The following is a 19379-nucleotide window of genomic DNA, read 5'->3' on the forward strand; positions in this document are numbered from 1 at the left end:
AGCTATAAGAAAACTGGGAAGGAAGATCCTGATGAATCGTAAATGTCTACCCGCCAGGCTTCTCATGATGACCCTGCTTCTATTACTCATAGGCAACGATGCTGAAGCAAAAGAATCCGTTATGGCGCCAAGGATAGAGGCTTCTACATTAACTGGTGATACGCAGATGATTCCGCCGAAAGGAAAAAAGACCATCCTGCATTTTTGGACAACATGGTGCCCGTCCTGTAAAATGGAGCTGCCCGTATTTGACCAAATCGTGAAAGAAAATCAGAGTGATGTTGATATCTTAACCGTGAATTTACTAGGGGCTGAACAAAGCAAACATGCGGTTGCCGAATTTGTGAAAGACAGAAAGTTTACATTCCCGGTCATTCTAGATGAGCACGGAGAAATGATGAAGAAATACCAAATCATCACCATTCCAACCACCTTTTTGATAAATGAAAAAGGGGAAATAGTGAAAAATCATGTAGGTCCACTGACGAAAAAACAAATCAAAGAGTGGACGGATTTTTAGAACGAAACCTTATTGTTAAGAACCAAGGCTCATTCCTTTGGTTCTTTTTTGTGTTCAATTGCTTTTCATCTGAATAAACTGTGCTCAGAAGAGATGGAATGGTCCACATCAATAATGATAATTATTATCAAAAAGAAATTATAATAATTATTAATTGAAAATTGAACAGAACCTGTTATAATGAATGACAGACCTATAAAAAGCTTGAAATAGCAGAAAATATAGATGAAAAAAGGAAACGGGCAACGATTGATGATGTGAAAACCATTATCAATTAGAGAGGAGAAAACAATCATGAATGAGAATACAGCACTTTATCAAACAACAAATCAAAAGGAATCGAAATGGTCCCTTCATCAATGGGCACAGCACGGAGAATTAATAGCAGCAGGTATCTCGGGGATTCTCATTTTGATTGGATGGATTCTAAAGGATGAGAGCATGTGGAGTATTCCTTTATTTATCCTTGCGTTTATGATTGGAGGTTTTGCAAAGGCGAAGGAAGGAATTGAAGAAACCATTTCGTCTAAAAGCTTGAATGTTGAACTTTTAATGATTTTCGCAGCCATAGGCTCAGCTATCATTGGATATTGGGCAGAGGGCGCTATCTTAATTTTTATTTTCTCACTAAGTGGTGCGCTTGAAACGTATACGTCAAATAAAAGCAAGAAGGATTTAACAGCTTTAATGAGCATCGCACCAGATGAAGCGACTTTAATTGAAGAAGATGGCACGACCATTCAAATCGCTGCTTCATCTTTAACACCAGGTGACCGTATCATGATCAAAGCTGGGGAACGTATTGCAGCAGATGGTGTGATTTTAAGCGGGAGAACAAGTGTAGATGAATCTGCGCTCACGGGCGAGTCTGTACCACAAGAAAAAGGGCAGGGCGAAGACGTGTTTGCAGGAACAGTGAACTTAAATGGTTCCTTAACAGTAGAAGTCACCAAACATAATGAAGAAACGCTTTTCCATAAAATTATTAAACTTGTCGAATCGGCTCAGGAAAGTGTGTCACCAAGTCAGGCATTTATTGAAAAATTCGAAGGTGCGTATGTAAAAGGTGTACTGATCACCGTCGCGATTTTAATGGTTCTGCCTCATTTTGTACTAGGCTGGAGCATGAGTGAAACCTTCTACCGGGCCATGGTATTTATGGTTGTTGCATCACCTTGTGCGCTAGTTGCATCCATTATGCCAGCTGCTTTGTCACTGATCTCAAACGGCGCAAGAAACGGAATGCTTGTCAAAGGAAGCGTCTTTTTAGAAAAGCTAGGCACAAGCAGCATGATTGCTTTTGATAAAACGGGGACGATTACAAGCGGAAAGCCGGCTGTAGATCAAGTTGTGGTAGCTAAAGGACAAGAGGAAGCTGCTTTTTATCAGGCGCTTTATCAAATTGAAAGTCAATCAAACCACCCGTTAGCGAAAGCGATCTCTGATATGGCAAAAGAGCACCACATAGAAAGATCAGCTCATGTCACCATTGAAGAAACCTCTGGTTTTGGTGTAAAGGCACAATTGAATGGAGAAACGTGGCGGATTGGGAAGAAAGACTTTGCCGGCAAGGCTTCAATGGACCGCGAGATCGAAGAGAAGGAAGATTATCTTTCTGAAAAAGGATACACAGTGGTGTATGTTCAAAAGGATCAAGAAGTCGTTGGCTGCCTTGGTCTTAAGGATCAAATTAGACCTGAAGCTAAAAAAATGATTCAAGAGCTGAATGATTTAGGCATCCAAACCGTTATGCTGACAGGAGATCAGCAAAAAACGGCTGAAGCCATTGCGCAGGAAGCCGGCATCCAAACGGTTGTCGCTGAGTGCCTTCCAGATGAAAAGGTACATGAGGTCAATCAACTTAAAAAACAAGGTAATTCCATCATCATGGTAGGAGACGGAATAAATGATGCACCGGCACTCGCCACAGCAGATGTGGGGGTTGCGATGGGCGGAGGCACAGACGTGGCCTTAGAAACAGCAGATCTGATCTTAATGAAGAACAATTTAAATAACTTAACAAAGATGATCCGTCTTTCAAGAAAGATGAATCGAATCATTAAGCAAAATATTATTTTCTCATTAACGGTGATTTGTTTGTTAATTTGTGCGAATTTCTTACAAGTGCTTGATTTGCCTTTTGGCGTCATCGGGCATGAAGGAAGTACGATTTTGGTCATTTTAAATGGACTGCGTCTTCTTCGGGCATCTTAAGCGAATCATCATAGCGCACTTGGCTTCTGCCAGTGCGCTTTTGTGCGAAATATAGCAAAAACTGATACAATAGATCAGTAGAAAAACGTGTGAGGAGGATCACGATGAACCGAATGAAGAGCTTGTCTTCTTGGCTAAAGGAAAAAGACATTCAAGGTGCATTTATACATACAAAGGAAAATGTGTTTTATCTATCTGGATACTTCACAGAGCCGCATGAAAGAGTAATGGGGCTGTTTGTGTTTCAAGAGGCAGATCCATTTTTTGTTTTGCCTAAAATGGAAGTCGAGCAGGCGAAAAATGCTGGATGGTCAGGCGATATCATTGGTTATGAAGACCATGAGAATCCATTTGATTTCATTCAGTCAGCAGTAGAAAAACGCGGTGTAAGAGCAACTCAACTTGCAATTGAAAAAGAGTCGATTCCGCTTCAAAGAGCAGAGCAGCTTCAAGCTGCCACTGGGGCAGAAACTTTTGTCCGGGCAGAAGAAGAGCTCAATCAGCTAAGACTGATTAAAGATGAATCTGAAATTGCTACACTGAAAAAAGCCGCTCAATTGGCAGATGAAGGTGTAAAAATTGGGGTGGACGCCTTAAAAGAAGGAATCACCGAAACAGAAGTGCTCGCTGTCATTGAATATGAGCTAAAGAAAAAAGGCATTCAAGGCATGTCCTTTTCGACGATGGTTCTCTTTGGCGAAAAATCAGGAGAGCCTCACGGAAATCCAGGGCAGACAGCCTTAAAAAAAGGCGATTTTGTGTTATTTGACCTTGGTGTCATTGTTGATGGCTATTGCTCAGACATTACAAGAACATTCATCTATCAGGAAGCTTCTGACAAGCAAAAGGACATCTATCAAACCGTCCTGAACGCAGAAATGGCGGCACTTGAAATGAGTAAGCCGGGCGTGAGAATTGGAGACTTGGACTTAAAAGCACGCGGGCTGATCACAGAAGCTGGATATGGGGACTATTTCCCTCACCGCCTTGGGCATGGTCTAGGGGTGTCTGTTCATGAGTTTCCTTCTATGAGCCAGGCAAATGATGATCTTCTCCAAGAAGGCATGGTGTATACGATCGAACCGGGGATCTACGTCCCAGGAGTCGGCGGCGTCAGAATTGAAGATGATGTACTGATCACAGCAGATGGTCCAGTCACTTTAACCAATTATCCGAAAGAGCTGACGATCATCAAGTAATAAAAAAATCACGATGAACGTCCATGTCTTGGAAGTGTCATCGTGATTTTTTGTCACTCTTTTCGATCCTTATCAACAAAAAAATCATCAATTGATTCAAACGGTTTGATTTTATGTTCTTTTCCTAAAGGATGTAGTGCAAAACGAGCAGAAAACAAAACAGTCATACATAATATAATCCATATGATGATACCCATCTTGAATTCCCCTTTCCATCCAGTGATTTGTTCAGCTCACATACATCTTAAAGTATGAAACGCTTACCATATCAAGAGAAAGTAGGAGAAAAAATGCCAAACATAAGGGAGATTGCGAAAAGAGCGGGCGTATCTGTGACAACTGTATCACGTGTGTTGAATGATCATCCTTATGTCAAAGAAGAAAAACGAGAACGAGTGCTACATGCGATGAAAGAGCTCAAATATACGAGAAACATTCAGGCTGTACATTTAGCAAAGGGCTATTCAAATATGCTTGGCATCGTTCTTCCAACGATTGATCATTCTTATTTCAGCAGACTTGTCACAGGGATTGCCGAGAAAGCACAGGCGCGCGGTATGCATTTTGCTTTATTTCAAACAGGGTATGATCCTTTAAAAGAAAAAGAAGCATTGATGAGTTTAAAAGAGCGCCGCGTGGATGGGTTAATCTTTTGCTCAAATGCGTTAAGTGATCGAGACATTTTAAGGTGGCAGGAATCCGGCCTATTATTTTTTGCCATCCGGCGCCTTTTGAAGACTGCTCAACGGTGTCGATCGCACATGATCAAGCATTTAAAGAAGGGCTGCATCATTTAGCAGCATGCGGACATCAGCGGATCGCGATTGTTCTAGCCAGAATAGAAGGCGCAAACAGCCAGTCACGACTTCAAGCTTATCAAGATATGATGAAATCGCTCGGGCAGGAGATTGATGAAGAATGGATCATCGAAGGGAAGCTCACACTTTTTGATGGAAAACAATTATTCACAGAGTGGCAGGAGATGAAGAATCGCCCCACAGCATTATTCATCACAAATGACGACGTATCAGCAGGCTTTTTATTAGAGGCGCAGCGTCATGATATAAAAGTAGGAGAATCTCCAGCCATACTCGGCTTTCAAAATGATCAATTGAGTGAGGCTTTGGGGATTTCCAGCATTGATATTCCGCTTAAACGAATGGGTCAGGAAGCGTTTGACTTGTTCGACCGGGCCGTAAAGGGAGAGGCACCAGAAAAAAGAATGCTGCCATTTCGCCTGATCGAGCGTTCAACTACCGTTTTCAAAAACAATCGTTGACGCACGTTTCATCTGTTTTGTACGATAAGAGGGATTGAATAAGAAGGAGGTGGGGATGTTCATGGAATCCTTCACCGTTGATAAAGCGTTAAATAATAATGTCATCATCGCAAGACACCCTTCTTGGGGCGAAGTGGTTCTAATTGGGAAAGGAATCGGCTTCGGGAAAAAATCGGGTGATGTTCTCGATCAAGACACATTTGAAAAAATGTTTGTACTTAAAAATACAAAAGAACAAACAGAATATAAACAGCTGCTTCACCACATTGATGAGAACATGATCGAGCTTGCCAATGACGTCATTTATCATATACGAGAAAAAATGGGGCACCGTTTGAATGAGCATATTCATATTGCCCTGACTGACCATATTGCCTTTAGTTTTAAGCGGGTGCAGCAAGGATATGATATCACCAATCCCTTTATGCTTGAGACTAAATCGCTGTATCCGAAAGAATACGAGGTCGCAAAGGAAGTCGTTGAGCTGATTAACGAGCGTTCAGATGTCGAAACAAAGCTGCCAGAAGGAGAGATTGGTTTTATTGCGCTCCATATTCACTCGGCTTTGACGAATCGGCCCTTATCTGAGGTGAACCGTCATTCGCAGCTTATTACGCAGATGGTCCAAGTCATAGAAGATTCATTTCATATGAAAGTAGACCGTGAAAGTATTCATTATTTACGCTTATTGCGCCATATTACATTTTCGATTGAGCGCATTAAACGGGAAGAATCATTAGAGGAGCCAGAAAAATTGCTTCATCTATTGAAAAATGAATATCCTTTATGCTACAATACTGCTTGGAAAATGATCAAAATATTACAACATGCATTGAAAAAGCCTGTACAGGATGCGGAGGCTGTCTACCTGACACTTCATCTGTACAGATTGACAAATAAAATTTCATAGTTTCCTTGAAGCGTGTAACTGATTCGATCAGGCATGAGTGACTTAAGGTAAATACAGGATAAGATCCTGTTATTTGCGCAACCTTATATCACCATGCCTTTTTTTGTGTTTGAAGGTGAAATGTAAACGGTTAATTATGAAATGTACGTCAGGGAGCGTCCCACATGTATGTTGTAAGCGAAAACAAAAGGAGGTTCAACCAGTGTTTAAATCACTTTTTGGTGTGTTGCAAAAAATTGGACGAGCACTTATGCTTCCAGTTGCGATCCTTCCTGCTGCTGGTATTTTACTAGCACTTGGGAATGCGATGCAAAATCCGCAGCTGATTGATGTAGCTCAATTTTTAAGCAATGATACAATTCAGCTTGTTGCAAGTGTCATGGAAAATGCGGGGAACATTGTCTTCTCGAATCTTCCGCTCTTATTTGCTGTAGGGGTTGCCATCGGTCTTGCTAATGGAGACGGTGTGGCAGGGATTGCCGCAATTATCGGTTATCTTGTCATGAACGTGACAATGAGTGCCGTATTAATGGCCAATGGATCGATTCCATCCGATTCCATCAAATTGGCTAAGTTCTTTAAGGAAAGCCATCCAGCGTATATTAATATGCTCGGCATTCCGACCTTGTCTACCGGCGTCTTCGGCGGGATTATTGTCGGGGTATTAGCAGCTTATATGTATAATAAATTTTACAAAATTGAGCTCCCGCAATATCTCGGCTTCTTTGCTGGTAAACGTTTTGTTCCAATCGTTACATCTATTTCAGCACTTATTTTAGGGCTTTTGATGCTAGTCATTTGGCCGCCAATTCAAGGTGCACTGAACTCGTTTTCAACAGGACTGCTCGCAGCGAATGAGCCGCTTGCTGCCTTTGTATTCGGTGTGATTGAACGCTCATTAATTCCGTTTGGTCTGCACCACATTTTCTACTCGCCATTCTGGTATGAGTTCTTTAGTTATAAGAGCTTATCAGGTGAGCTTGTCCGTGGTGATCAGCGTATCTTCATGGCACAGATCAAAGATGGTGTTCAGCTGACAGCTGGTACATTCATGACAGGGAAATATCCGTTCATGATGTTTGGTCTGCCAGCAGCAGCACTTGCGATTTACCATGAAGCAAAACCAAAGAATAAAAAGCTTGTCGCTGGAATTATGGGATCAGCAGCCCTGACTTCTTTCCTAACAGGGATTACTGAACCGCTTGAATTCTCATTCTTGTTTGTTGCACCAGTGTTATTTGCAATCCACTGTGTATTTGCTGGATTATCCTTTATGATTATGGATATTCTAAACGTGAAAATCGGTATGACCTTCTCAGGGGGATTAATCGACTTCTTCTTATTCGGTATCTTGCCAAACAGAACCGCTTGGTGGCTTGTGATTCCAGTTGGTCTCGTACTTGCTGCTATTTATTACTTCGGATTTAGATTCGCCATTCGCAAATTTAATCTGAAAACGCCAGGCCGCGAGGATGAAGCAGCTGACGGTGCAGATAGTGCTAAGTCTGAAAAGGGTAATGACTTACCTTATGAAATTCTTGAAGCAATGGGTGACCAAGAAAACATTAAACACCTTGATGCTTGTATTACGCGTTTACGTGTCACTGTCAATGATCAGAAGAAAGTGGACAAGGACCGCTTGAAAAAGCTTGGTGCTTCAGGAGTTCTCGAAGTAGGAAACAACATCCAGGCCATCTTTGGACCACGCTCTGATAATTTAAAAACACAAATGCAGGACATCATTGCAGGCCGCACGCCTCGTCCAGCGAAAGACCCTTCTGCAAAAGAAGAAGTCAGCCAGCAGGTCGAAGAAGTCATTGCAAAACCGCTTCAAAACGAGCAAGGTGAAGAAATCTTTGCTTCACCAATTACAGGGGAGCTTCATCCGATTACAGATGTACCAGATCAAGTATTCTCAGGGAAAATGATGGGTGACGGTTTCGCCATCTTGCCAACAGATGGAACGGTGGTTTCACCGGTGAAAGGGAAGATCTTAAATGTATTCCCAACGAAACACGCAATTGGCCTGCAATCTGACGGTGGACTTGAAATTTTAATCCACTTCGGTATTGATACGGTCAGCCTTAAAGGAGAAGGATTTGAAGCATTTGTACAAGAGGGAGATCAAGTAGAAATCGGTCAAAAACTCTTAGAGGTTGATATTGATAAAATTAAGTCTGAAGTACCATCTTTGATGACACCAATTGTATTTACCAACTTAGGTGAAGGACAATTTATTGACCTTCAAGAATCCGGTGAAATCAAAGCTGGTCAAGAAAACATCATGAAAATTTCAAAATAATTTTCATAACTGCCGTTCTTGTTAGATGACAAGCTCGGCAGTATGATATAATATTGTGGATGTATTAATTGTATAAAAAGGAGATTGATAAAAATGGCTCAACAAACATTCAAAGTAACTGCAGATTCTGGAATTCACGCACGTCCTGCAACAGTTCTTGTACAAACTGCTAGTAAATATGATGCTGATATCAACTTAGAATATAATGGTAAAACAGTGAACCTGAAATCTATTATGGGTGTAATGTCTCTAGGAATTGCGAAAGGTGCTACAATCACAATCTCTGCTTCTGGTTCTGATGAAAATGATGCACTTGCTGCGCTTAAAGACACAATGAAAAGTGAAGGCCTAGGCGAGTAATGCAACAACTGAAAGGAATCGGTGCTTCAGCAGGCGTTGCGATTGCAAAAGCATACCGTCTGGAAGAACCAGATTTAACAGTTCACCAAAAAGACATCAACGATCCAGAGACAGAAGTGAAGCGTTTTGAAGAAGCAATTCATGTTTCTAAACAAGAACTTGAAGCAATTAAAGAACATGCGCTAAAAGAGCTTGGCCAAGACAAAGCAGATATCTTTTCTGCACACCTTCTTGTGTTAAGTGATCCAGAGCTGCTAAACCCAGTAAAGGATAAAATCAACTCTGATAAAGTAAATGCTGAATTTGCTTTAAAAGAAACAGCGACAATGTTTGTCACCATGTTCGAAGCAATGGACAATGAATACATGAAGGAACGTGCAGCGGATATTCGCGACGTAACAAAACGTGTAACTGGACATTTGCTAGGCGTTGACATTCCAAATCCAAGCATGATTTCTGAAGAAGTCATCATCATCGCTGAAGATTTAACACCTTCTGATACTGCTCAGCTGAACAGACAATTCGTCAAAGGTTTTGCGACAGATATCGGCGGCCGTACTTCTCACTCAGCGATCATGGCAAGATCTATGGAGATTCCAGCAGTTGTTGGAACAAAAGAAGCAACAAAAACGGTGAAAAACAATGATCTGATTATTGTCGATGGTATTAGCGGAGACGTCATCATTCAGCCTTCTGAAGATGAAGTGAAAGCGTATCAAAAAAAGCATGAAGACTACTTAGCTAAAAAAGCGGAATGGGCGAAACTGGTGGACCAGCCAACGGTCACAAAAGACGGCGTTCACGTAGAGCTAGCTGCAAATATCGGAACACCTGAAGATGTAAAAGGTGTACTTGAAAATGGCGGCGAAGCAGTCGGATTGTACCGTACAGAATTTTTATACATGGGCAGAGATCAGCTTCCAACAGAAGAAGAACAGTTCAATGCTTATAAAACAGTGTTAGAGAAGATGGAAGGTAAAGCGGTTGTTGTCCGCACACTTGATATTGGTGGCGATAAAGAACTCCCTTACTTGCAGCTTCCAAAAGAAATGAACCCGTTCCTTGGCTTTAGAGCGATCCGCCTTTGCCTCGAAGAACAGGAGATTTTCAGAACACAACTACGCGCCTTACTTCGTGCAAGTACATATGGAAACTTGAAAATCATGTTCCCTATGATCGCGACATTATCAGAATTTAGAGAAGCAAAAGCCATTTTACTTGAAGAAAAAGAAGCATTGGTTGCCGCTGGTACAGACGTATCCGATTCCATTGAAATCGGTATAATGGTAGAAATTCCATCAACCGCTGTCATCGCAGACCAATTCGCAAAAGAAGTTGATTTCTTCAGTATTGGAACAAATGATTTGATTCAATACACAATGGCTGCTGATCGAATGAACGAACGAGTGTCTTATCTTTACCAGCCTTACAATCCAGCGATTTTACGTTTGATTACGCTTGTTATTGAAGCAGCGCATAAAGAAGGTAAATGGGTTGGCATGTGCGGTGAGATGGCAGGAGATGAAATCGCAATCCCACTTCTACTTGGATTAGGATTAGATGAATTCTCAATGAGTGCAACATCTATTCTTCCAGCAAGAACACAGCTAAGCAAGCTTTCTAAGGAAGAAGCTGCATCATTTAAAGAGCATATTTTATCACTTAGCACAACAGAAGAAGTCGTTGATTTCGTGAAGAAAACGTTTCAACATCACTAAGTGAATTCAAACCAGACAGTAACCCTGTCTGGTTTTTTTGTCGAATTTTATCATATTGGGTCATATCCGGCAGAGAGAAGGGCATCCTATAAGAAAAATGGAGGTGACCAGATTGCCTTTCTCAGACTATAAACCGGGTGATCAAGTATATGTGATTTATCGAAATCCACATGCTGCAAACGTAGCACAAATCAAAGAAGCAGAAATTGTTTCACATCCATATAACGAAGAGGAGCTTGCCCTATTTTTACTTGAAACGTATCATCCTTTAGCTCCAGATGATGCGGTCTTTCCGACATATGAAGAAGCAGAAGCTCTTTATCAAGATTTGTTTGAATAAGGGAGATTTTAGAAAGGATAAAAGCCATCCTGCGCGGTTAAAGTAACCGTATGAAAACCTATAAGGTAAGGATGTGCTAAATATGATCAAACCTTTTGTGCCCCAGCTTGTTTACATTGAACCAAGGGCGTTAGAGTACCCGTTAGGACGAGAGCTGAAGGAAAAGTTCGAGGGTATGGGTATTGAAATAAGAGAAACGACTTCACATAACCAAGTAAGAAATATTCCGGGTAAAAATGACTTGCAAAAGTATCGTAATGCGAAATCAACGCTTGTCGTTGGTGTGAGGAAAACGTTGAAGTTTGATACGTCTAAACCATCTGCAGAGTATGCGATCCCATTTGCGACTGGATGTATGGGGCATTGCCATTATTGCTATCTGCAAACGACAATGGGAAGTAAGCCGTACATTCGAACATATGTGAATGTTGAAGAAATATTAGATCAGGCGGAGCAGTACATGAACGAGCGTGCGCCTGAAATCACGAGATTTGAAGCTTCTTGTACTTCAGATATTGTAGGAATTGACCATTTGACACATACACTAAAGGCAGCGATTGAATACTTCGGCCAGACTGATCTTGGTAAGCTTCGCTTTGTCACCAAATTTCATCATGTCGATCATTTACTTGATGCAAAGCATAATGGCCGAACAAGATTCCGCTTTAGTATCAATGCGGATTATGTCATTAAATATTTCGAACCCGGAACATCACCGTTAGATCAGCGGATTGAAGCAGCTGTCAAGGTCGCAAAAGCAGGCTATCCTCTTGGCTTTATTATTGCCCCAATTTACATTCACGAAGGCTGGCAGGAAGGATATAAAGTTCTTTTTGAAAAGCTCGATGCAGCCCTAACTGAAGATGTCAGGCACGATATCACCTTTGAAATGATTCAGCATCGTTTTACAAAACCAGCGAAGCGTGTGATCCAAAAAAACTATCCGAAATCAAAATTAGAATTGGATGAAGAAAAAAGACGTTACAAGTGGGGTAGATATGGAATTGGGAAATATATCTACCAAAAAGATGAGGAACAAGAACTAAGACAGACGTTAGAATCATATATCGATCAGTACTTTCCGTCTGCAAAAATTGAATATTTTACTTAAAGCAAGCCTTTATGGCTTGTTTTTTCTATTTAAATTTTCTTACAACTATTGAATGCGGTACCAATTTTGCCGATATACAAAATAAGATGCGAAAGTAGGATGTAGGGGTGATGAGATGTTTAAGAAACTTCAAGTGAGAATAGCTGTTTTCATCTCAGTTATTTTAATTTTAACCGTCGTTGCCGTTCAAGTGGGTTCCAACATGGTATTAACACCACTCATTGAACGGGATGCAAAAACCACCACAGCGGCAACAGCAGAAAGCATGAGAGATATTATTGCACAAAAGCTTGATAATTACGGGGGTACAATTAACAAACTGGCAACAAGTACACTGACTGAAGATTTTGCACAAAAGCAAACAAAACAAACATTAGCCTTTGAAAACGATGAACTAAAAGTCTTGCAGGAGCAGGATGAACTCATCTCACTTGCCTATATAGGAACAAGTGACGGTAAAATGTTTGCCTTCCCAGAGTCTGATTTTGGTGAAGGATATGATCCAACTAAGCGAGATTGGTTTATCAATTCGACTGAAAAGCCTGATGAAGTCATCTGGACAGATCCGTATATTGATAAAGCAACGAATGAAATGGTTGTCTCAGCCACCAAGGCAATTGTGCGAAATGGAAAGGTTGTTGGAGTCGCAGGACTTGATTTGAAGCTGTCTTCCATTCAATCGTATATAAAGGAACAAAAGATTCCTTATATGGGAAACGCTTTTTTAGTTGATGGCAAAGGAACGATTTTGGCACATCCAACTGAGCAAGGAAAAAACATATCAAAAGTCGCTTCTGTAAAAAAAGCGATCGACAATTCCGGTCTTGATGATAACAAAGAACTGACGGTCATATCTAAAATCAAAGAGGCCGATTGGACAATAGGTGTCAGCTTTGAGAAAAAGAAACTGCTTTGGATCACAGAACAAATGAATCAGACAAGCATCATGATTTCAGTCATTGCCATTGTTCTTGCGATCATTCTCAGTTTCTTATTAGCAAGAAGCATCACAACGCCAATCAAGCGTCTGATCGAGCATGTGCGTAAGGTGTCTGAAGGTGATTTAACCAGCTCACTTGAAACGAAATCTCAAGATGAGATTGGTTTCCTCACGAAGAGCTTTAATCAAATGACCGAGAGGATCAGAGAGTTAATTGAAAAAGTAAAAGGGGCTTCAGACCAAGTAGTGACATCAACGGATGAAGTCACGCAAATTTCAAATGAAACCTTACTGTCGAGCGAACAGATTGCAACGGCCATTCAAGAGGTGGCAACAGGTGCGTCTAAGCAGGCTTCAGAAGCAGAAACGATTAATGAGAAATCAGAGCATTTATATGAAAAAGTACGTCATATGGGTGAGCTTGCCATGCAAATGCAAGCCAACTCAAAATCATCTGAAGATGCAGGCTATAGAGGGCTCGATGCACTAGGTATGCTCGTTCAAAAATCAACACAAGCGAACGAGGAATCGAAGAAAGTGGAGCAAATGCTGCTTGACCTTGAACATAAAACGAAAAATATTGAAAACGTTGTGACCGCCATCTCTGAAATCTCTGATCAAACGAATTTACTTGCACTGAATGCAAGCATTGAAGCAGCGAGAGCCGGAGAAAGCGGACGAGGATTTGCTGTTGTTGCAGAAGAAGTCAGAAAGCTTGCTGAACAATCTGCACAATCAACCAAACACATTAGTGAAACCGTCAAACTCATTCAAGATGAATCGAAAAAGGCGGCTGAAGCGATGACGGCAGCAAGTAAGATGAATGAGGAACAAGGTGAAGCCATTAATGCAACAGGCGAGGCACTGAGCAGCATCACAATGGAAATGCAGGCACTTGTCGGCTCAATTGACAGCATTCATACACAGATCAATGAAATGACAGACGAACAGCAGAAAATGAATGACTCCATTCAAAGCATTGCTGCGATCTCAGAAGAATCTGCGGCTTCAGCTGAGGAAGTGCATGCGTCTACAGATGAACAAGTCCAAGCTTTAGAAAGAACGAAAACTTCGACTGAAATGCTGAACGAATCAAGCCAGGCATTACGTCAGGCGGTTGATCGGTTTAAGCTGTAATCAAGCGGAAAGGAACCTTGCGACGTGAGCAAGGTTCTTTTTGTATGATAAAATAAGAGTAGAGGAGGTGTTGACATGGATGTCAATCTATCTGGAAAAAAAGCCTTGGTCGCTGCAAGCAGTCAAGGTATTGGAAAAGCCATTGCCTTTGCTCTAGCAAAAGAGGGAGCGGATGTGATGCTTTCAGGAAGGCATGAGCACACGCTGAAAGAAACAGTCAAAGAATTATCTCCGCTTGTAAAAGGAAAGCTGACTTATCAAGTATGTGATGTGTCTGACGCGCAGCAAATCAAGGCGCTAGTTCAAGCGGCAGCTGGTGATGAGAAGTGTCTAGACATTCTTGTGAACAATACAGGCGGGCCTAAAACAGGGACGCTTGAAACCTTAACAGATGAAGACTGGATGGAATCATTTCAGCTTCATTTACTCAGTTATATTCGATTATTAAAAGAGGTATTGCCTTATTTGAAAAAACACGGCGCACGCGTCTTAAACATTGCGTCTATGTCAGTGAAAGAACCGATCCCAGGCTTGATGCTGTCAAATACTTTTAGACCGGCTATTGCCGGCTGGACAAAAACAGCCGCTCAGGAGCTTGCAAAGGATGGCATTTTAATCAATACGTTAGCCCCAGGGAAAATTGAAACAGACCGCGTCAAACAGCTGGACAAGCACCGCGCACAGGCAGAGCACCAAACAGTTGAAGAAATCAAAGCACAGGCTGAACGTGCGATTCCGCTTGGCCGTTACGGACAGCCAGAGGAATTTGCAGCATATGCAGCTTTTCTTTTATCTGAAGCCAATACATATATGACAGGTCAAACACTCATGATTGATGGTGGACTGACAAAGTCTCTTTAAGGAGGAACAAGTGATGACACAAATCAAAACAGTTGGTTTTATTGGAATCGGTGTTATGGGACGCAGTATGGCAGGACATTTAATGGAAGCCGGATATGAAGTTCTCGTTTATACAAGAACAAAAGCGAAAGCAGATGCACTCATTCAAAAAGGCGCATCATGGAAGCCGGCAGTGAAGGAGATTGCAGAACATGCAGATGCTGTCATCACAATGGTAGGATATCCATCAGATGTAGAAGAAATCTATTTAGGTGAAGAAGGGCTTGTGGCACATGCTGCGCCTGGTACCTATCTGATTGATATGACTACATCGAAGCCTCAGCTGGCAAAAGAAATTGAAATGAAAGCAAAAGAAAAAGGGTTGTTTGCATTAGATGCACCAGTTTCTGGCGGAGACGTAGGGGCAAAAAATGGAACGCTTGCGATTATGATTGGCGGAGAAAAATCAGCCTATGAAGCGTGCCTGCCCTTATTTGAGCAAATGGGCGAAAACATTCAATATCAAGGACCTGCAGGAAGCGGTCAGCATACCAAAATGTGTAACCAAATTGCGATCGCAGCAGGTATGGTAGGCGTTGCAGAGGCCATGGCCTATGCCGAAAAATCAGGACTTGATCCAGAGCATGTGCTCAAAAGCATTACAACGGGCGCGGCAGGAAGCTGGTCCTTGTCAAACCTTGCACCAAGAATGCTGAAAGGTGATTTCGAGCCAGGGTTCTACGTGAAGCATTTTATCAAGGATATGGGCATTGCACTTGAGGAAGCAGAACTGATGGGAGAAGAAATGCCAGGACTCGCGCTTGCAAAGTCACTTTATGAAAAGCTGAGCGAACAGGGCGAAGAAAACAGCGGCACACAGAGTATATATAAATTATGGGTAAAATAAAAAGACCTGTCCCACTTAGAGACAGGTCAGCGTGTAGACAAACCCTCGCATTCGGTGTCAGTCCTGCGTGCCGGTGCTCACGAATGTCAAATTCGCTCCGCTTCCGGTACTCGTCCTTCCTAGGGCTGCAAAGGTTTTCTATCACGCTGAAAAGAAGACAAAAGGCTAAAATGAAGATCATTTTAGCCCTTTGTCAACAATCTGGTCTGTCCCACTTAGGGACAGGTTTTTTAGATATCTTATTTTCCGATGAATTGCTGCGTCCAGTAGTTGCCAGATTTCACATAACCAACACCGATATGTGTATAGTTTTTGTTTAAGATATTTGCTCTGTGGCCTTCACTGTTCATCCATGCAGTTACAACTTCTTGAGGAGATCTTTGACCTTGGGCAATGTTTTCACCTGCTGTTTTGTAAGTGATACCGAATTGCTTCATTTGATCAAATGGAGATCCGTAAGTTGGGCTTGTATGAGAGAAATAGTTTTTATCTTTCATATCTTGAGATTTTGCGCGAGCAGATTTGCTTAGTTTTGAATCAACAGAAAGTGCTTTTAACCCTTGTTTTGCACGCTCTTTATTTGTAAGCTCAACGACTTCTTTTTCAAATGCATTCAAGCTGCTGTCTGCTTTTGCTGCCGTTGTGTCTTTTTGGTCAGCTTTTGTGTTGTTATTGTTGTTTGTGTTTTGTTTAGCTGGCGTACTTGGTTTAGAAGCAGTTGGTTTTTTCACTGATTCTTGTTTTTGTTCATTTTTTGCTTTGTTTACTTCTTTCACCACTTTTGTGCCAGTAACAGGTTGACCGCTTTTGATCAGCTTGTTTAAAAGAGCTTCGATCTCTTTTTGATTCGACTTGCTTAGCTTGTTTACATCTGAAGAGATATGTAATTTTGCAGCTAATGTATGAAGATCAATGGTTTGATGCTGTACATGTATCACTTGTTTCAGGTTAAGCTCCTTCGCATCAGCTGAATGTCCTCCAGTGAACGTGATGAGTGCAGCAGCCGTTAGCGCTGAAAAAAAGAATGATTTCTTCTTCATATTGTAACTCCTCCTAAAATCTTTGTTTTGTTTTCTCACAGAAAATCATAACATGGACTTTTTGTTATAAACGTACCAGCATCCTCCATTGACAATGCCTGTTTGTCATTTTTGTTAAAGTCATAAAAAAAGCCGCCTCATATCAAAGGATAGGGAATTCTTCCATTTAAAGAAAACGACATAAACATACCAATATTTTAAAGTGTTAGTATATTTTTTTGCATAATAGGGATTGACAGCTTTTTTTCACTTGTTTCGCTGTAACAACTATTACAAAAGTGTTACAATAATGAGTGGTAATTGTAAAAGATTGAAAGGATGAGAGGAGCTACATAAGTGGGAGAGAAACAGCATCAAGGTGGTGCCGAGCAGAAAAAAATCAAGCGCCGGAACGCCTGGAGGATTAATCTCTTTTTCTTCGCTGTCTTTAGTTTATTTGCTGGACTTGTGATCAAGCTTGGTGTGCTGCAGATCGTCAATGGTGAGGATTATAAAAAGCAAGCAAACCGAACAGAGGTCAAAACAGCATCATACCCGTCCCCAAGAGGAAAAATGTATGACGCGAGAGGAAGAGTCGTCGTTGATAACGAAAGTGTACCTGCCATCGTTTATACATCAGAAAGCGGTGTGAAAGCGAAGGATAAGATTAAGGTAGCAAGAAAACTTGCGACTTATATAAAAATGGATACTGATTTTTTGAGAGAGCGTGACATTCGAGATTTTTGGCTGGCGAGCCATCCGAAAGAAGCGGATAAGCTCATTTCAAAAGCAGAGAAAAAGGATCTTAAAGCAAAGGATGTCTATCCGCTTCAAGTAGAGCGTGTGCCTAAGGAAGAGGTCAAGGCGATCGAAAAGGATGCAGAGGAAAAAGCAGTTGCAGCGATCTATCGTAGATTTACAGGCGGATATGCCTTTGAGCCTCAAATCGTGAAAGCAATGGACCCAAATGAAGAGAAAAAAGGGGACGAAAAAGTGGCTTTACTCGATGAAACAAAAGAGTCAAAGCAGACATCATCCGTGAGTTTGACATATGAAGAGATTTCACTTGTGTCAGAGCATCTGGATGAACTGCATGGTGTAAATGTCATCAATGATTGGACAAGAAAATACCCGTATGAAAAGACCCTTTATAATGTACTTGGCGGTGTGACCACACCAGAGCAAGGCATTATAAAAGAGCGTGAAGATTACTATATGGCAAGAGGCTACTCGCGAAATGACCGGGTAGGGAAGAGCTATTTAGAGTATCAATACGAGGATTTTCTGAATCCAGAGAAAGCGACTGTTCAATATACACAGGTTGGCGGGAAGCTGCTCGATGAAATCAAGCGGACAGAGGGACGAAGAGGACTTGATCTTGCACTGACATTTGATATGGAGCTGCAAAAGGAAGTCGACAAGATCGTCGAATCAGAGCTTAGATCCGCTAGTGCGAGAAACTATATGATGGACCGCGCATTTGTCGTGATGATGGACCCTAACACTGGGGATGTTCTCGCAATGTCTGGCAAGAAAATGGATGGCAGAGACGTCACAGATTATGCCATCGGAACATTTACGACCCAGTACGAAATGGGCTCTGTTGTCAAAGGAGCCACAGTACTTGGCGGTTATCAGGACGGAATGTCGCACAACCAATCCTATATGGATACACCGCTCTATTTTGCAGGAAGTGGTGGAAAGCCGAAACGGTCATACAAAGTTCTTGGATGGGTCAATGATCTTCAGGCTCTCCAAAAAAGTTCCAACGTCTACATGTTCCAAGTAGCGATGAGAATGGCGGGCATCACCTATCAAAAGGATGGTCCGTTACCGGCAAGACCTGAGCACCTGCAAAAAATGAGAAACTATTATGCGCAATTCGGTCTTGGCGTAAAAACAGGGATCGACCTGCCGCAGGAATCAAGCGGGATGCAGACACATCCTAAGACGGTCGGCGGACTTTTGCTCGATGAAGCAATTGGCCAGTATGACACGTATACACCGCTTCAAGTTGCCCAGTACATGTCGACGATCGCCAATGGAGGAAATCGCGTTCAGCCAAGAGTGGTGAAAAGCGTTCACCTTCCAACGAAGAAGGATGAAGTAGGCCCAGTCGTGAAAAAATATGAGCCGAAGGTGCTGAACACGATTAACAACTCGAAAGCAGATATTGACCGCGTCAAAATGGGGCTGAAAATGGTCACATCGACAGGCGGTACTGCCGCTGGCCGCTTTGGTCAGCATGATGTCGCTGGAAAAACAGGGACGGCCCAAACCTTTTACTATGGTGCCAACCGCAGCTGGTGGGGAAATCCCACATACAATTTAACCTTTGGGGGATATTATCCGTCGTCCAATCCGAAGGTGGCTTTTAGTGTCGTGACACCTTATGTCTCAGATAAAGATTCCGTCATTAAAACCATCCCAAGTAAAATTATTGATAAGTACGTTGAATTACAAAAGAAATATGAAAAGCAGTAAACAGCAGAGAGCACAGCAAGAGAATGTGCTCTTTTTTGTTGAAAATATGGACGTTTCCCTCGATGACGGAAGGAAAATACGGGTTTTCTAGCGAATCTT

General features: G+C 41.8%; 15 protein-coding genes and 2 pseudogenes. 15 read left to right on the forward strand and 2 right to left on the reverse strand.

Features of this window, described 5'->3' with window-relative positions; genetic code table 11:
- Positions 1-31 precede the first annotated feature (31 nt).
- The 3 genes from stoA (at position 32) to C6348_RS02270 (ending at position 3933) form a co-directional block, all read left to right on the forward strand.
- On the forward strand, positions 32-520 hold the full coding sequence (gene stoA, locus C6348_RS02260; RefSeq protein WP_106041722.1) for an endospore biogenesis thiol-disulfide oxidoreductase StoA: 489 nt from the start codon (positions 32-34) through the stop codon (positions 518-520).
- A 294-nt stretch (positions 521-814) separates the two neighbouring features.
- Positions 815-2734 carry a heavy metal translocating P-type ATPase gene (locus tag C6348_RS02265; RefSeq protein WP_106041724.1) on the forward strand — a complete coding sequence of 640 codons (1920 nt, stop codon included), beginning with the start codon at positions 815-817 and terminating at the stop codon, positions 2732-2734.
- Positions 2735-2838: 104 nt separating this feature from the next.
- The gene (locus tag C6348_RS02270) at positions 2839-3933 is read left to right on the forward strand and encodes a M24 family metallopeptidase (RefSeq protein WP_034662840.1); all 1095 of its coding nucleotides are present in this window, start codon (positions 2839-2841) and stop codon (positions 3931-3933) included.
- Positions 3934-3986: 53 nt separating this feature from the next.
- Here the strand turns inward: C6348_RS02270 and C6348_RS18835 are convergent, their stop codons facing one another.
- On the reverse strand, positions 3987-4130 hold the full coding sequence (locus C6348_RS18835; RefSeq protein ID WP_162839370.1) for a hypothetical protein: 144 nt from the start codon (positions 4128-4130) through the stop codon (positions 3987-3989).
- Positions 4131-4223: 93 nt separating this feature from the next.
- Here C6348_RS18835 and C6348_RS02275 point away from each other — a divergent pair.
- The 11 genes and pseudogenes from C6348_RS02275 (at position 4224) to C6348_RS02320 (ending at position 15777) form a co-directional block, all read left to right on the forward strand.
- Positions 4224-5212 (forward strand): annotated as a pseudogene (locus C6348_RS02275) (LacI family DNA-binding transcriptional regulator).
- A 55-nt stretch (positions 5213-5267) separates the two neighbouring features.
- Positions 5268-6122 (forward strand): glucose PTS transporter transcription antiterminator GlcT, encoded by an 855-nt coding sequence (glcT, locus tag C6348_RS02280; RefSeq protein ID WP_034662832.1) that lies wholly within the window; start codon positions 5268-5270, stop codon positions 6120-6122.
- A gap of 202 nt (positions 6123-6324) precedes the next feature.
- Positions 6325-8424, forward strand: coding sequence for a glucose-specific PTS transporter subunit IIBC (gene ptsG, locus C6348_RS02285; protein ID WP_034662827.1), 2100 nt, complete (start codon positions 6325-6327; stop codon positions 8422-8424).
- Positions 8425-8517: 93 nt separating this feature from the next.
- Entirely contained in the window at positions 8518-8784 is a 267-nt protein-coding gene (locus tag C6348_RS02290) for a phosphocarrier protein HPr (protein ID WP_003211078.1), read from the forward strand.
- Positions 8784-10502, forward strand: a complete 1719-nt coding sequence (ptsP, locus tag C6348_RS02295) for a phosphoenolpyruvate--protein phosphotransferase (RefSeq protein WP_034662824.1) — start codon at positions 8784-8786, stop codon at positions 10500-10502. Before C6348_RS02290 ends, ptsP begins: the two co-directional genes overlap by 1 nt.
- Positions 10503-10599: 97 nt before the next feature.
- A complete protein-coding gene (locus tag C6348_RS02300; protein WP_044331928.1) occupies positions 10600-10842 on the forward strand; it encodes a transcriptional regulator SplA domain-containing protein in 243 nt (80 codons plus the stop codon).
- A gap of 82 nt (positions 10843-10924) precedes the next feature.
- Entirely contained in the window at positions 10925-11953 is a 1029-nt protein-coding gene (gene splB / locus C6348_RS02305) for a spore photoproduct lyase (RefSeq protein WP_034662821.1), read from the forward strand.
- A gap of 202 nt (positions 11954-12155) precedes the next feature.
- Positions 12156-13091: pseudogene (locus C6348_RS19260) on the forward strand (cache domain-containing protein); the annotation flags it as partial.
- On the forward strand, positions 13083-14030 hold the full coding sequence (locus tag C6348_RS19265; RefSeq protein WP_411266099.1) for a methyl-accepting chemotaxis protein: 948 nt from the start codon (positions 13083-13085) through the stop codon (positions 14028-14030). The pseudogene C6348_RS19260 and the gene C6348_RS19265, both read left to right, overlap by 9 nt.
- Before the next feature lie 75 nt (positions 14031-14105).
- A complete protein-coding gene (locus C6348_RS02315; protein ID WP_106041728.1) occupies positions 14106-14891 on the forward strand; it encodes an SDR family oxidoreductase in 786 nt (261 codons plus the stop codon).
- 13 nt (positions 14892-14904) lie between these two features.
- Positions 14905-15777, forward strand: a complete 873-nt coding sequence (locus C6348_RS02320; protein WP_106041730.1) for an NAD(P)-dependent oxidoreductase — start codon at positions 14905-14907, stop codon at positions 15775-15777.
- 239 nt (positions 15778-16016) lie between these two features.
- Here C6348_RS02320 and C6348_RS02325 read toward each other — a convergent pair whose 3' ends face one another.
- Entirely contained in the window at positions 16017-16817 is an 801-nt protein-coding gene (locus tag C6348_RS02325) for a CAP domain-containing protein (protein WP_034662807.1), read from the reverse strand.
- A gap of 336 nt (positions 16818-17153) precedes the next feature.
- Here C6348_RS02325 and C6348_RS02330 point away from each other — a divergent pair, with 336 nt between their 5' ends.
- Entirely contained in the window at positions 17154-19280 is a 2127-nt protein-coding gene (locus tag C6348_RS02330; protein ID WP_106041732.1) for a peptidoglycan D,D-transpeptidase FtsI family protein, read from the forward strand.
- Positions 19281-19379: the final 99 nt, after the last annotated feature.

Source organism: Bacillus sp. YBWC18, assembly GCF_002998775.1.
Taxonomy (GTDB): Bacteria; Bacillota; Bacilli; order Bacillales; family Bacillaceae; genus Bacillus.